We start from the raw sequence: 12,589 nt of genomic DNA on the forward strand, positions 1-12,589 counted from the left end.
CGGGCGGGTCAGATCAGGGGGCGGCGGTCGAGCTGCTCCGCCTCGTCCGACGTCCGCAGGGTGCCGTGCCACAGGACCGCGCGGCCGGCGGCCAGGGACGCCGGGACGTCGAGCACGCGCTGGTTCGCCGAGCCCCGGAACGCCAGGGTGAGGTCCCGCTGGGCGAGCTCGAACCGGCCGTCCACCAGGATGTCCAGCGCGCCCAGCAGCTCCGCCTTGTCGTCCTGGCCCGCCGCCGTCTCCGCCAGCAGCTCCTCGAAGGTGTAGCCCGTCCAGCACCACACGTCCTTGGCACGCCCGTGCTCGGCGCGCAGCCGGCGCACGACGCGCAGGCACACGCCGGTGTTGAGGAACGGCTCCCCGCCGAGCAGCGACAGCCCCTGGACGGCCTCGTGCGCGAGGTCGGCGGCGATGCGGTCGGCGAGCGCGGAGTCGAACGGCGTGCCGTACCGGAACGACCAGGCGGCCTCGTTGAAGCAGCCGGCGCAGGCGAACGGGCAGCCCGAGACGTACAGGCTGCACCGCACGCCCTCGCCGTCGACCATGACGAACGGCTTGTAGTCCGCGACGTGGTCCTGGCTGAGCGCCCCCGCACGCCACTGCCCGGGGCGCGGGTCCCGCGCCATCAGCCCGCGTCGGCGGCGGGCGGCATCGACCCCGTGCTGCCCGCCAGGTGCTTGACCCGCGAGGAGATCTCCACGTGCCGCCCGTGCACCATCGGCCGCTGCTGCGGGTTGCCGAGGTAGCCGCAGGTCCGCTTCACGACGTCGCACGTGCGGGGGTCGGCGTTGCCGCAGCCGGGGCAGGCGAACCCGCGCTCGGTGGGCGTGAAGTCGCCGGAGAACCCGCACTCCAGGCACCGGTCGATCGGGGTGTTGGTGCCCAGGTAGCCGACCCGGTCGTACGCGTAGTCCCACACGGCCTCGAGCGCCTTCGGGTTCTGCTGCAGCACGGGGTACTCGCAGTAGTGGATGAACCCGCCGGACGCGTACTGCGGGTAGTCCTGCTCGAAGTCGAGCTTCTCGAACGGCGTGGGCGCCTTGCGGACGTCGTAGTGGAACGAGTTCGTGTAGTAGTCCTTGTCGGTGATGTCCGGCACGGACCCGAACTTCTTCTTGTCGAGCCGGCAGAACCGGTCGGTGAGCGACTCGGACGGCGTGGAGTACACCGAGAACTGGTAGCCGTGCCGCGCGGTCCACTGCTTGGCCCGGGTGCTGAGGGTCCGCAGCACGCGGAGCGTGAACTCCTTGGCCTCCGGGTCGGACTCCCAGGCGCCGCCGTAGAACGCGGCGGCCGCCTCGTACAGGCCGATGTACCCGAGCGAGACGGTGGCCCGCCCGCCGCGGAACAGGGCGTCGACGTCGTCGTCCGGCGCGAGCCGCTGCCCGAACGCGCCGTGCACGTAGAGGATCGGGGCGTTGGCCGGCACGGCCTCCTTGCAGCGCTCGACGCGGTACAGCATCGCGTCGTGGACGATCTCGAGCCGCTCCTCGAGCAGCGCCCAGAACGCGTCCTGGTCGCCGCGGGTCTCGAGCGCGATGCGGGGGATGTTGAGCGTGACGACGCCGAGGTTCATCCGGCCCTCGACGACGTCGTTCCCGTCCTCGTCGCTCCAGCCCTGCAGGAACGACCGGCAGCCCATCGGCACCTTGAACGAGCCGGTGATCTCGACGATCTTGTCGTAGCTGAGGATGTCGGGGTACATGCGCTTGGTGGCGCACTCGACGGCGAGCTGCTTGATGTCGTAGTTCGGGTCCTCGGCTCCCAGGTTCACACCGCGGCGCAGCGTGAAGATGAGCTTCGGGAAGATCGCGGTGCGCCGCTCCTTGCCCAGCCCGAGGATGCGGATCTGCAGGATGGCGCGCTGGATCTCCCGCTCGAACCAGCCGGTGCCGAGCCCGAAGCCGACGGACGTGAACGGCGTCTGCCCGTTGGACGTGAAGAGGGTGTTGATCTCGTACTCGAGGCTCTGCATCGCGTCGTAGATGTCCTTGCGGGTCTTCTCCTCCGCGTAGGCGCGGCGCCGCTCGGGCTCGGAGACCCACTGCTCGGCGTCGGCCAGGTGCTTGGCGAAGTTCCGCTCGGCGTACGGGGCCAGCAGCTCGTCGATGCGGTTGACCGAGCAGCCGCCGTACTGGCTGGACGACACGTTGGCGATGATCTGGGAGATCTGCGCGGTCGCGGTCTGGATGGAGCGCGGCGGGTCGACCTGCGCGTTCCCGATCCGGAAGCCCTGGGACAGCATCGTCCGGAAGTCGATGAGGCAGCAGTTCGTCATCGGGGCGTACGGGTGGTAGTCGAGGTCGTGGTAGTGGATGTCGCCCTTGGCGTGCGCGTTCGCGACGTGCGGCGGGAGCATCCGCAGGCCGATGGCCTTGCCCACGGCGCCGGCGGTGAGGTCGCGCTGCGTGTTGAAGACGTCGGCGTCCTTGTTGGCGTTCTCGTGGACGACCGTGGAGTCCTTGCCGACGAGCTGGCCGATGGAGTGGTTGACGTCGAGCGCCCGGGAGCGCGCCAGGTCCCGCTGCACGCGGTAGTCGATGTAGACCCGGGCCACGTCGTACTGGTGCGACTCCAGCAGGGTGTGCTCGACGACGTTCTGGATCTCGTAGATCTTCACCTCGCCGTCGAACCGGGCGGTGAGCTCGCCCACGACCTGCTCGGTGATGTCGTCGAGCACCAACTCGTGGAGCGCCCCGAGCTCGCCGTGCACCTCGACGAACGCCTTCGCGACGGCGGCGCGGATGCGGGACGGGTCGAACGGGAGGGCCCGGCCGTCGCGCTTGCGGACGGTGAGCGCGGCTTCCTGGAGGGTGAGCTCCACCGGTCGTCCGGCCCCGTCCAGCTCGATCGTCGTCATCGTCGCCGCTCCCCTCCACACCCCTCTGCCGCACTACATCTAGTGCGAACTACAGCGGTGTCACACTAGATCTGGTGGTGCCGGCCGCCTGGGCCGAAGGTCCCGGCGAGCCCCGACGGCCCTGGTCGCGAGCGGGCAGATCCACCCGCGACCGTGGCGCGCACCGGCGTGTCGCCGTGCGCTCAGCGCAGCGGCGTCCCCGGGCGCCGGATGCCGGGGCGGAGCCGCGTCGCGGGTACAGCGCGGGCCTGCGCCGCGAGCCGGTCCCGCAGCCGGGCGTTCTCCTCCTCGAGCCGGGTGACCGAGGCCTGGAGCGCCGCGGCCCGCCGCTCGGCCCGCACGAGCCGGGCCCGCAGCGCACGGCACCGGTCGTCCTCGGGGTCCTGCGGCACGGTGGCCTGCAGCGCGCGGATGCGGGTCGCGAACTCCCGGTGCTGGCGCAGGTACGCGACCGAGCAGTGCGCGGCGGTCGCGAGCGACAGGAAGTCGAAGGGGCCGCCCTGCTGCTCGGCGAGCGTCAGCGCGTGCTCGACGTGGTCGCGCACCAGCTCCGCACGCCGGCGCGCCTGCTCGATCACGTCGTCCTGCTCGTCGCCGGTCCGCGGGGACCCGTCGTGCGCGGGTGCGTCCCGCGGGACCCCGGCGCGCGGGGTCGGCTCGTCCAGAAGCACGACCCCCACCATGCTCCGGCGGGCGGGTCCCGGTCGAACCCCCGTCCCGCCCGCGGGGGCCCGGTCACCCGGGCGGGGGCGTCGCTGGCACGCCCCGCGCCCGCCCGCGCGGGACGTACGGCCCGACCTCGACGTCGCGCTCGCCACTGCCCGGCGCCGCCCGTCCCGGCGGTGCCGCGCCGCGCGGGGCGTCCGGATCACGGACCGCGGGGTCTCGGCGGGCGGAACCCGGCCCGACCACCTAGCATCCTGGGCAAACCACCGCATAACGGACTCGGATCGGAGCAGCGGGCGAGCGGCGGCCGCGGTGGCACCCCCAGCGACGGATCGAGAGGTCCCGCCATGCCCCGAGCCGGCACCCGCACCGCACCCGCCCCCCAGGTCTCCGTCGGCGTCCCCGTCTACAACGGCGCGCTCTACCTCGACCAGGCGCTCGCCGCCCTGCGCGACCAGGACCTCCGCGACATCGAGGTGGTCGTCGCCGACAACGGCTCCACGGACGACACCCCGCACATCGCCCGGGAGTACGCCGCCTCCGACCCGCGGTTCCGCTACGTCCGGTCCCCCCGGAACCTCGGCGTCGCCCGGAACTTCAACCGCACGCTCGCGCTCGCCCGCGCGCCGCTGTTCATGTGGCACGCCGCGGACGACGTCGCCGCGCCGGGGCACCTCGCGGCCTGCCACGCGGCGCTCGCCGCGCAACCCCGGGCCGACATCGCGTTCCCCCGCGTGACGCTCGTCGACGCCGAGGGCGAGGTGGTCGGCCACATGGACGACGAGGACCTGACGTTCGCCGGCCTGACGCCCGCCGCCCGCGTCGACCTGCTGCTGCGGCGCTCCGTGTACCAGTCGATCGCCTGGGGCGGCGTGCACCGCACGGACGCCCTGCGCGCCCTGGGCGGGCACCCGCTGTTCTTCGGCGGGGACATCGTGCTGGCCATGCGCTCCGCGCTGCGGGGCGAGTGGGCCGTCGTCCCCGAGCGGCTGTTCGCCTGCCGCCGGCACGTGCACCAGAACAGCAAGGCCGTCGGGGCGGACCCCCTCGTCCAGGTGCGCAGCTACGACCCCGGGTTCAGCCGGCCCGTCGCGTTCCCGCAGTGGTACCTGACCGGCCGGATGCTCACCGAGGCGGCGGCGGCCCCCCTGCCGCCCGCCGAGCGCGCCCGGGCGGTGGCCGCGGTCGTCCGCCGGTGGGGCGTGCCGGAGTGGCGGATGCTGCCCTACGACGTGAAGCGCAACCTCGTCCGGCTGCGCTCGGGCACGTACCGCGGCGCGTACTCGTCCTCGTCCGGGTACTGGGTGTAGCCCCCGCTGCGCACCACCCGCCCGCGGCGCTACCGTGCGGCATGGCCCTTCGCGTCCTCGTCATCGGCGGCACCGGCATCATCAGCTCCGCCGTCACCCGCCTCGCCGTCGAGCGCGGTCTCGACGTCACCGTCCTGCACCGCGGCTCCGCGTCCGCCCGCCCCCTGCCCGAGGGCGTCGAGGCGGTCCACGGCGACATCCGCGACCCCGCGTCCGTGCGCGACGCGCTCGGCGACCGCGAGTTCGACGCCGTCGTCGACTGGGTCGCGTTCACGCCCCAGCACGTCACCACCGACATCGAGCTCTTCACCGGCCGCACCGGGCAGTACGTGTTCATCAGCTCGGCCTCCGCCTACCAGACGCCGCCGGAGCGGCTGCCCGTCACGGAGTCCACGCCGCTGCGCAACCCGTTCTGGCAGTACTCGCGCGACAAGATCGCGTGCGAGGACCTGCTCCAGCGCGCGTACCGCGACTCCGGGTTCCCCGTCACGGTCGTGCGCCCCTCCCACACGTACGACCGCACGTCCGTGCCGCTGGACGGCGGCTGGACCGCGGTGGAGCGGATGCGCCAGGGCAAGGAGGTCGTCGTGCACGGCGACGGGACCTCGCTGTGGACGCTCACCCACCACGAGGACTTCGCGCGCGGGTTCGTCCCGCTGCTCGGGCACCCCCGGGCGCTCGGGGACGCGTTCCACATCACGTCGGACGACGTGCTCACCTGGAACCAGGTGGTGCGCGCGCTCGCCGCGGCAGCCGGCGTGGAGCCCCGCATCGTCCACGTGCCCTCCGACGCCATCGCGGCGGCCGACCCGGACTGGGGCGCCGGCCTGCTGGGGGACAAGGCGCACTCGATGGTGTTCGACACCGGCAAGCTGCGCGCCCTCGTGCCGGACTTCCGGACGACGGTGACGTTCGAGGAGGGCGCGCGCCAGATCGTGGCCTGGCACGACGCCGACCCCGCACGGCGCCGGGTGGACGCGCGGCTCGACGCGGTCATGGACGACCTGGTGGCGCGGTTCCGCGTGCGCTGAGGGCCGACCCCGCGCGCCCGCGACCCCGTCAGATCCCCAGCACCGCCCGGGCGACGAGGAAGTACACGACCAGCCCGCTCGCGTCGACGAACGTGGTGATGAACGGGTTCGAGAACACCGCCGGGTCCACCCGGATCATCCGGCCGACGAGCGGCATGACCCCGCCCACGGACGCCGCCATCGTGCACACCGCCAGCAGCGTCAGCCCGATCACGCCCCCGATGCGCAGGTCGAACGCCAGCGACGCCGCGGCGAACCCCACCGACCCGAGCAGCAGGCCGAGGACGAACCCCACCCGCACCTCCCGGGCGAGGACCCGGGTGAGGTCGCGGGGGCGCACGTCGCCGAGGGCGAGCGCGCGCGTGACGGTCGTCGCCGCCTGGTTGCCGGTGTTGCCGCCGGTGCCGATCAGGAGCGGGATGAACAGCGAGAGGACCACCATCCGGTCCAGGGTCGCCTCGAACGCGCCGAGCACCTGGACGGTGAGCGTCGCCCCGACGGCCAGCACGAGCAGCCACACCACCCGCGAGCGCACGATCGACCGGACGGGGGTCGACAGGTACGGGCGCCGCAGCGGCTCGGCGCCGCCGATGCGCGCCTGGTCCTCCGACTCCTCGACCTCGAGCACCGCGAGCGCGTCGTCCACGGTGAGGATGCCGACCAGCCGGTCCTCGGCGTCCACGACCGGCAGGGCCAGCAGCGCGAGGTCGGCGCACCGGCGCGCGGCGACCTCCGCCTCCTCGTTCGCCTGCGCCGAGTGGGGCTCGTGCATGAGCGTGCCGATCGCCGCGTCCGGCTCGGCGCCGAGCAGGTCGCGCAGGCTGACGATCCCCACCAGCCGGCGCTGCTCGTCGGTCACCGGCAGCGTGTAGACGGTCTCGGCGTCCCCGAGGCGCAGGCGGACCCGGTCCATCGTCTGGTCGACGGTGACCCACGGGTGCGTGACGACGTACTCCGGGCTCATCCGCCGGCCGATCGACTCCGCCGGGTAGCCGAGCACGGCCGCCGTGAGGGCGCGCTCCCGCGGCGGCAGCCCGTGCAGCAGGCGGGTGGCGACGGTCGCGGGCAGCTCGTCGAGCAGCGCCACCCGGTCGTCCGGGTCGAGCTGCTCGAACACCGCGGCGACGTCCTCGTCCTGGAGCGCCCCCACGAGGTCGCCCTGGAGCGTGGCGTCCAGCCCCTCGAAGACATCCAGGGCGGTGGTCTTGGGCAGCAGCCGGAAGACCAGCGCCCGGTCGGTGGCGTCCAGCCGTTCCAGCACGGCGACGGCCTGCGGGCCGGTCAGCGTCCCGACGGCGGTGGCGACGGCCGTCAGGTCCGCGAGGTTCTTGTCGTCCAGCAGCCGCTGCACGACGGCGGACACCTGGTCCGGGCTGATGAGGGTGGCGTTCTCCATGGGGCACCTCGGCTTCGGCGACGTCGCCCACCGCGGGCACGGCGACGTCAGGGAGAGCCGGCTCGGGCCGGCGGGGGTCGGTCGACGCAGGCCGCGCGGACGTCGCGACCCGGCCGGGCCCGACCCTCCGGGGTCACCGGACGGGTGCGAGGGCGCTGCCGGTCACGAGGGATCCGCGCGGCGCCGAACTCGGGACGTCGTCCATGCGGCACCATCCCTTCGCGCTCGAGCAGGCCGTGGCGCGGGGCGTCGGGGACGACGCGGCTCGCGCACCGTGGCGGAACCTACGCCTCCGACCCCGGTCGGGGCAACGCCGACGCGCAGCACCCGGGACCCGCGCCGGCCGTCCTGCGCCGACGCGGGTCGCCCCGCGGGATCAGCCCACCGCGGTCAGCCCACCACGGTCAGCCCACCGCGGTCAGCCCACCGCCCCCCGGAACCACACCGTCGACCGCCCCGGCACGTCCGGGCCGTCGCCGGGCGCGCTCCCGAGCAGCCGCTCGAGGTCGCCGGCCGGCCGGTAGGGCTCGGTGCCGGTGTTCGTCACGACGTGCCAGCCGTTGGGCCGCACGTAGTGCACGACGTCCTCGCGGCCCGTCGCGACCCACTCCAGGCGCTCGGCGGTCTGCAGCGTGCGGCGCAGCGCGAGCGCCCGCCGGTACAGCGTGAGCGTGGACGCCGGGTCGCCGTCCTGCGCGTCCGCGGCGTGCCGGGCGAACCAGGCCGGCTGCGGCAGGTGCGCGCCGGCCGCGCCGAAGCCGAACGACCCGCCCTCCGCCGTCCACGGCAGGGGCACGCGGCAGCCGTCCCGGCCCACCTGCTCGCCGGCGGTCCGGAAGAACGTCGGGTCCTGCCGCTGGTCCGCGGGGATGTCCGCGACCTCGTGCAGGCCGAGCTCCTCCCCCTGGTACAGGTACGTCGACCCGGGCAGGCCGAGCAGGAACAGCGTCGCGGCGCGGGCGAGCCGCAGCCCGAGCTCCCGGTCGAGCTCCTCCTCCGGCCCGCCGCGCAGCAGCCAGTCCGCACCGCGCTCGCGCGGGTCGCGGCTGCCGTCCCCGCGCGGCAGGCCGTACCGGGTGGCGTGCCGCACGACGTCGTGGTTCGACAGCACCCAGGTGCTGGACGAGCCGGAGCGGGACGCGAGCTCCAGGTTCTCGGTGACGACCCGGCGGAACGCCACGGCGTCCGGCTCGGCGAGCAGCAGGTCGAAGTTGAACGACTGCCCCAGGCTCTCGGGGCGCGCGTAGAGCGGCACGCGGGCGGAGTCGACCCACGCCTCGGCGACGGCCGCGCGCGGCGGGTCGTAGGAGTTGAGCACGGTGCGCCACTCGGCGTAGACCTCGTGCACGTCGTCCCGGTCGTGCAGCGGGTGGTTCCCGTCCCGGGGCAGCGCCTTCAGCTCGGCCGCCGACGGCAGGGGCTCGCTCAGGTCCTTGGTGAGCATGTGCGCGACGTCGATCCGGAACCCGTCGACCCCGCGGTCCGACCAGAACCGCAGCGTGGTGAGGAAGTCGTCCCGCACCTCCCGGTGGTCCCAGTTGAGGTCGGGCTGCTCGGCGGCGAAGTTGTGCAGGTACCACTGGCCGTCCGCGACCCGCGTCCACGCCGGCCCGCCGAACGTCGACTCCCAGTCCGTGGGCGGCAGCGAGCCGTCCGGCCCGGTGCCCTCGCGGAAGATGTACCGCTCCCGCGCCGCCGACCCGCGCCCGGCCGCGAGCGCCTCCTGGAACCACGGGTGCTGGTCGGAGGTGTGGTTCGGGACGATGTCCACGACCACCTTGATCCCCCGGGTGTGCAGGGCCGTGATGAGCGCGTCGACGTCCTCCAGGGTGCCGAGCCGCGGGTCGACGTCGCGGTAGTCCGCCACGTCGTAGCCGCCGTCGGCGAGCGCGGACGGGTAGAACGGGCTGAGCCACACCGCGTCGACGCCGAGCTCCGCGAGGTAGTCCGCGCGGGAGACGATGCCGGCGATGTCGCCCAGGCCGTCCCCGTCGGCGTCCGCGAAGCTGCGCGGGTAGACCTGGTAGACGACCGCCTGGCGCCACCACGGCGGCACCACGGCGTGGTCGTCGGGCACGAGGTCGGGCTCGGTGGCGGTGGGGTGCGGTGCGGTCATGCTGGCGGCTCCTCCTGGGGGTGGGATCGGTCTCGGGGTCGGGGGTCAGCCCTTGACGGCGCCCTGCGTGACGCCCGCCATCACCCAGCGCTGCGTGAACAGGTACGCGAGGATCGCGGGCGCCATGGCCATGAGGTAGGACGCGAAGGCCACGTGGTAGTTGTTGCTGAACTGCGTCTGGAACAGGTTCTGCCGCACGGGCAGGGTCTGCAGGTCGGGGTCGGCGATGATCAGCGACGGCATCATGAAGTCGTTCCAGGCGTACAGGAACGCGAAGATGCCGACGGTCGCGCTCATGGGCGCCAGCAGCGGGAAGACCAGCCGCCAGAACGTCTGCCACGTGGTCGCGCCGTCCAGGCGGGCGCTCTCCTCGAGCTCGTCGGGGATCGAGCGCAGGAACGCCGTGAACAGCAGGACGCTGAAGCTCAGCTGGAACATCGTGGCCAGCAGCACGACGCCGAACGGGTTGTCGAGGCCCACGCGCCCGGTGAGCTGGATCTGCGGCAGCGCGACCACCGGGAACGGGATGAACATCGCGGCGAGCAGGTAGTAGAAGCAGTACCGGAACAGCCGGCGGTCCCAGTTCCGGACGATGGCGTAGGACGCGAACGCGGCGAGCAGGATCGTCGCGGCGACGGTGCCGGCGGTGACGAACAGCGAGATGCCGGCGCCGACCGGGAAGTCGGTGAGCTCCCACGCCTGGACGAACCCGTCGGTGCTGAACGGCGACGGCAGCGAGAACGCCTGGCCGTCGACCGCCTGGCCCTGCGTCTTGAACGCCATCGCCACGGTCACGTACAGCGGCAGCAGCACGGTCACGGCGCACAGCACGAGCACGACGGTCCCGGACCAGCTCACGCGCTCGGCGCGGTCGCCGCGGGCGGGCCGCCCGCCGGGGGTGGTGCCGGCGGTGGGCGTGCGGCCTCCGGCCGCCAGGGTCTGCGTCGCCATCACGAGGCCTTCCGGTTGTTCCGCATCAGCGAGAGCTGCAGGAGGGAGATGAGCACCGCGACGACGAAGAAGATCGTGGCGTTGGCCATCTGGTAGGCGTAGTCGCCGCCGTTGAAGCCGGCGATGATCGTCATCGCGACGCTGCGGGTGGCCGTGCCCGGCCCGCCGTTGGTGAGGCCGACGATGATGTCGTAGGCGTTGAGGAAGCCCTTGAAGCCGAGGATGACGTTGATGACCACGTACCCGGCCACGAGCGGCACCGTGATCCGCAGCAGCTGCTGGACCTTGGACGCGCCGTCCAGGTCCGCCGCCTCGTAGACGTCCGACGGCACGGACAGCAGGCCCGCGATGTAGATGAGCATCGTGCCCGGCACCGCCTGCCAGGCCGTCACCGCGACGATGGCGACCCAGGCGAGGTCGGGGTTCGCCAGCAGGCTCGTCTCCAGCCACGGGATGCCGAGCGCCGAGCCGGCCGCGGGCAGGGAGTTGGAGAACAGGAAGTTGAAGACGTAGGCGATGATGATCCCGGAGATCACCATCGGGACCACGAACACGGTCCGCAGCGCGGTCCTGAGGCGGATGCGCGACGTGAGGCCCACCGCCAGCAGGAACGCCACCAGGTTCACCACGACGACCGTCGCGACCGAGAACCCGAACGTGAACAGGTAGCTCTGCACGACGGCCGGGTCGCTGAACATGGCGATGTAGTTGGTGAGGCCGACGAAGCTCCAGTCGCCGATGCCGATCGAGTCGGTGAAGCTGAAGAAGATGCCGACGACGCCCGGCACCGTGATCGCGAGCGTGAACAGCACGACCGTCGGCAGCAGGAACAGGTAGTAGATCGGCTCGACGCGGCGGCGGTGCGGCCGGGTGGTGGCGGTGGCGCTCATCGCGAGGACTCCTTCGTCTCGGCGGCCGGCGCGGGCTGGCGGAACGCGAGGCGCGCCCAGTCCGCGTCGAGCGTGCGCAGCGTGGCGGCGGTGTCCTGGCCGAGGATCATCGCCTGGGCGTAGCTGTTGACCGGGATGGTCTTGGGGATGAGCACGGACGGCCCCTGGTACACCCGGCCCGTCTCGTAGTACTCGGCCATGCCGGCGACCCGCGGGTCCTCGACCGGCGCGGCGTCGGTGGTCGGCGCGAAGCCGAGCTGGGACGCGTTGTACGCCTCGACGACCTCCGGCTGGAACAGGTACTCCAGGAAGTCGCGCGCGGCCTCCGGGTGCTCCGCCTCGACGGGGATCCAGGCCGCGAGGTCCATGTTGACCCGCACCTTCAGGTCGTCCGGGTCGTCGGTCATCGGCAGCGGGAACGTGCCGAGGTCGAGGTCCGGGTCCGTCTTCGCGATCTCGCTGAACGCCCACGGCCCCTGCAGGTACATCGCCGCCTGGCCGGTGGCGAACGCGAGGTTCCCGTCGCCGTACGCGCGGCTCGCCGCGTCGGGGTTGCTGTAGGGCAGCAGCTCGGCGACCTGCTCCAGCGGCGGGGCGAAGTCCTGCGAGAACGACGCCGGCGAGCCGGGGCCGACGTCGGTGCCCTGCGCCGCGAGGTCCTCGAAGAACCCGATGACGTCGAGCTGCCCGCCCACCGCGTAGTCGAACCAGCCCTGCGCGACGGTCCAGTCGTCCTTGAACGTCCCGTAGATCGGCGTGACCCCGGCGTCCTGGAACGTCGCGCAGGCCTCGAGCAGCTCGCTCCAGGTCTGCGGGACCTCGACGCCGTGCTCCGCGAAGAGCTGCTTGTTGTAGATGACCGACGCCGCCATGACCGAGTACGGCAGCGCGCTGACCCGGCCCGGGTAGGAGCCGTACTGGTCCATGAGCGGCTGCAGGTCCTCGCGGATGCGCCCGGCCGCCTCGGTGTCCGACAGGTCGCTGAGCGCCCCGCGCTGCACGAACCGGGACGTCTCCATGTTGTAGTTCGACAGGGCGATGTCGGGCGGGTTGCCCCGGACGAAGCTCGCGGACACCACGTCGACCCCGGAGGTGTCGAGCTCGATCCGGACGTCGTCCTGGGAGGCGTTGTACTCGTCGACCAGCTCGGTCATGAAGCCGATCGCCTCGCGCTTGCTGAACGCGAACCGCACCTCCTCGCGGCCGTCGCCGGCGCAGCCCGCCAGGGCCAGCGTCCCGCCGGCCACGGCCACCAGCGTCGCCGCCAGCACGCGTCGCCGTCGCGGTGCGCGTCGTGCTCGTCGTGAGATCTCGGACACCCTCGTCCCCCTCGTCGCGGACACCGGTCGGAGCACGTCATCGTGCACCG

Annotated in this window: 10 protein-coding genes; 2 read left to right on the plus strand and 8 right to left on the minus strand. The window is 73.0% G+C overall.

The annotated features are described in order from the left end of the window. Window positions 1-8: 8 nt before the first annotated feature. The 3 genes from nrdG to P9841_RS10780 form a co-directional block, all read right to left on the minus strand. Complete coding sequence (gene nrdG, locus P9841_RS10770) at window positions 9-626, minus strand: anaerobic ribonucleoside-triphosphate reductase activating protein (RefSeq protein ID WP_283318692.1); 618 nt, start codon at window positions 624-626, stop codon at window positions 9-11. Further along, a complete protein-coding gene (nrdD, locus tag P9841_RS10775) occupies window positions 626-2,860 on the minus strand; it encodes an anaerobic ribonucleoside-triphosphate reductase (protein ID WP_283318693.1) in 2,235 nt (744 codons plus the stop codon). Before nrdD ends, nrdG begins: the two co-directional genes overlap by 1 nt. A gap of 182 nt (window positions 2,861-3,042) precedes the next feature. Next, window positions 3,043-3,531, minus strand: coding sequence for a hypothetical protein (locus P9841_RS10780; protein WP_283318694.1), 489 nt, complete (start codon window positions 3,529-3,531; stop codon window positions 3,043-3,045). 342 nt (window positions 3,532-3,873) lie between these two features. Between P9841_RS10780 and P9841_RS10785 the strand changes: the two genes are divergently transcribed. Then, entirely contained in the window at window positions 3,874-4,836 is a 963-nt protein-coding gene (locus P9841_RS10785; protein WP_283318695.1) for a glycosyltransferase family 2 protein, read from the plus strand. 41 nt (window positions 4,837-4,877) lie between these two features. Then, entirely contained in the window at window positions 4,878-5,867 is a 990-nt protein-coding gene (locus P9841_RS10790; RefSeq protein ID WP_283318696.1) for an SDR family oxidoreductase, read from the plus strand. A 28-nt stretch (window positions 5,868-5,895) separates the two neighbouring features. Here P9841_RS10790 and mgtE read toward each other — a convergent pair whose 3' ends face one another. The 5 genes from mgtE to P9841_RS10815 all read right to left on the minus strand — a co-directional run bounded on the left by mgtE (window position 5,896) and on the right by P9841_RS10815 (window position 12,491). Then, window positions 5,896-7,263, minus strand: coding sequence for a magnesium transporter (mgtE, locus tag P9841_RS10795; RefSeq protein WP_283318697.1), 1,368 nt, complete (start codon window positions 7,261-7,263; stop codon window positions 5,896-5,898). Between the two features lie 418 nt (window positions 7,264-7,681). Then, entirely contained in the window at window positions 7,682-9,379 is a 1,698-nt protein-coding gene (locus tag P9841_RS10800) for a glycoside hydrolase family 13 protein (protein ID WP_283318698.1), read from the minus strand. 45 nt (window positions 9,380-9,424) lie between these two features. Continuing rightward, complete coding sequence (locus tag P9841_RS10805; protein ID WP_283318699.1) at window positions 9,425-10,330, minus strand: carbohydrate ABC transporter permease; 906 nt, start codon at window positions 10,328-10,330, stop codon at window positions 9,425-9,427. Then, window positions 10,330-11,220: a carbohydrate ABC transporter permease gene (locus tag P9841_RS10810; RefSeq protein ID WP_283318700.1), complete on the minus strand. Its 891-nt coding sequence runs from the start codon at window positions 11,218-11,220 to the stop codon at window positions 10,330-10,332. The genes P9841_RS10805 and P9841_RS10810 overlap by 1 nt, the downstream gene beginning before the upstream one ends. Continuing rightward, window positions 11,217-12,491 carry an ABC transporter substrate-binding protein gene (locus tag P9841_RS10815; protein WP_283318701.1) on the minus strand — a complete coding sequence of 425 codons (1,275 nt, stop codon included), beginning with the start codon at window positions 12,489-12,491 and terminating at the stop codon, window positions 11,217-11,219. The genes P9841_RS10810 and P9841_RS10815 overlap by 4 nt, the downstream gene beginning before the upstream one ends. Window positions 12,492-12,589 lie beyond the last annotated feature (98 nt).

It is taken from the genome of Cellulomonas sp. ES6, from assembly GCF_030053835.1.
GTDB lineage: Bacteria > Actinomycetota > Actinomycetes > Actinomycetales > Cellulomonadaceae > Cellulomonas.

Excerpts from the sequence above, each read along its gene's own strand:
- P9841_RS10810 (WP_283318700.1), bottom strand. The coding sequence starts at position 11,220 with ATGAGCGCCACCGCCACCACCCGGCCGCACCGCCGCCGCGTCGAGCCG.
- P9841_RS10785 (WP_283318695.1), top strand. The coding sequence starts at position 3,874 with ATGCCCCGAGCCGGCACCCGCACCGCACCCGCCCCCCAGGTCTCCGTC.
- P9841_RS10790 (WP_283318696.1), top strand. The coding sequence starts at position 4,878 with ATGGCCCTTCGCGTCCTCGTCATCGGCGGCACCGGCATCATCAGCTCC.
- nrdD (WP_283318693.1), bottom strand. The coding sequence starts at position 2,860 with ATGACGACGATCGAGCTGGACGGGGCCGGACGACCGGTGGAGCTCACC.
- P9841_RS10800 (WP_283318698.1), bottom strand. The coding sequence starts at position 9,379 with ATGACCGCACCGCACCCCACCGCCACCGAGCCCGACCTCGTGCCCGAC.
- nrdG (WP_283318692.1), bottom strand. The coding sequence starts at position 626 with ATGGCGCGGGACCCGCGCCCCGGGCAGTGGCGTGCGGGGGCGCTCAGC.
- P9841_RS10805 (WP_283318699.1), bottom strand. The coding sequence starts at position 10,330 with ATGGCGACGCAGACCCTGGCGGCCGGAGGCCGCACGCCCACCGCCGGC.
- mgtE (WP_283318697.1), bottom strand. The coding sequence starts at position 7,263 with ATGGAGAACGCCACCCTCATCAGCCCGGACCAGGTGTCCGCCGTCGTG.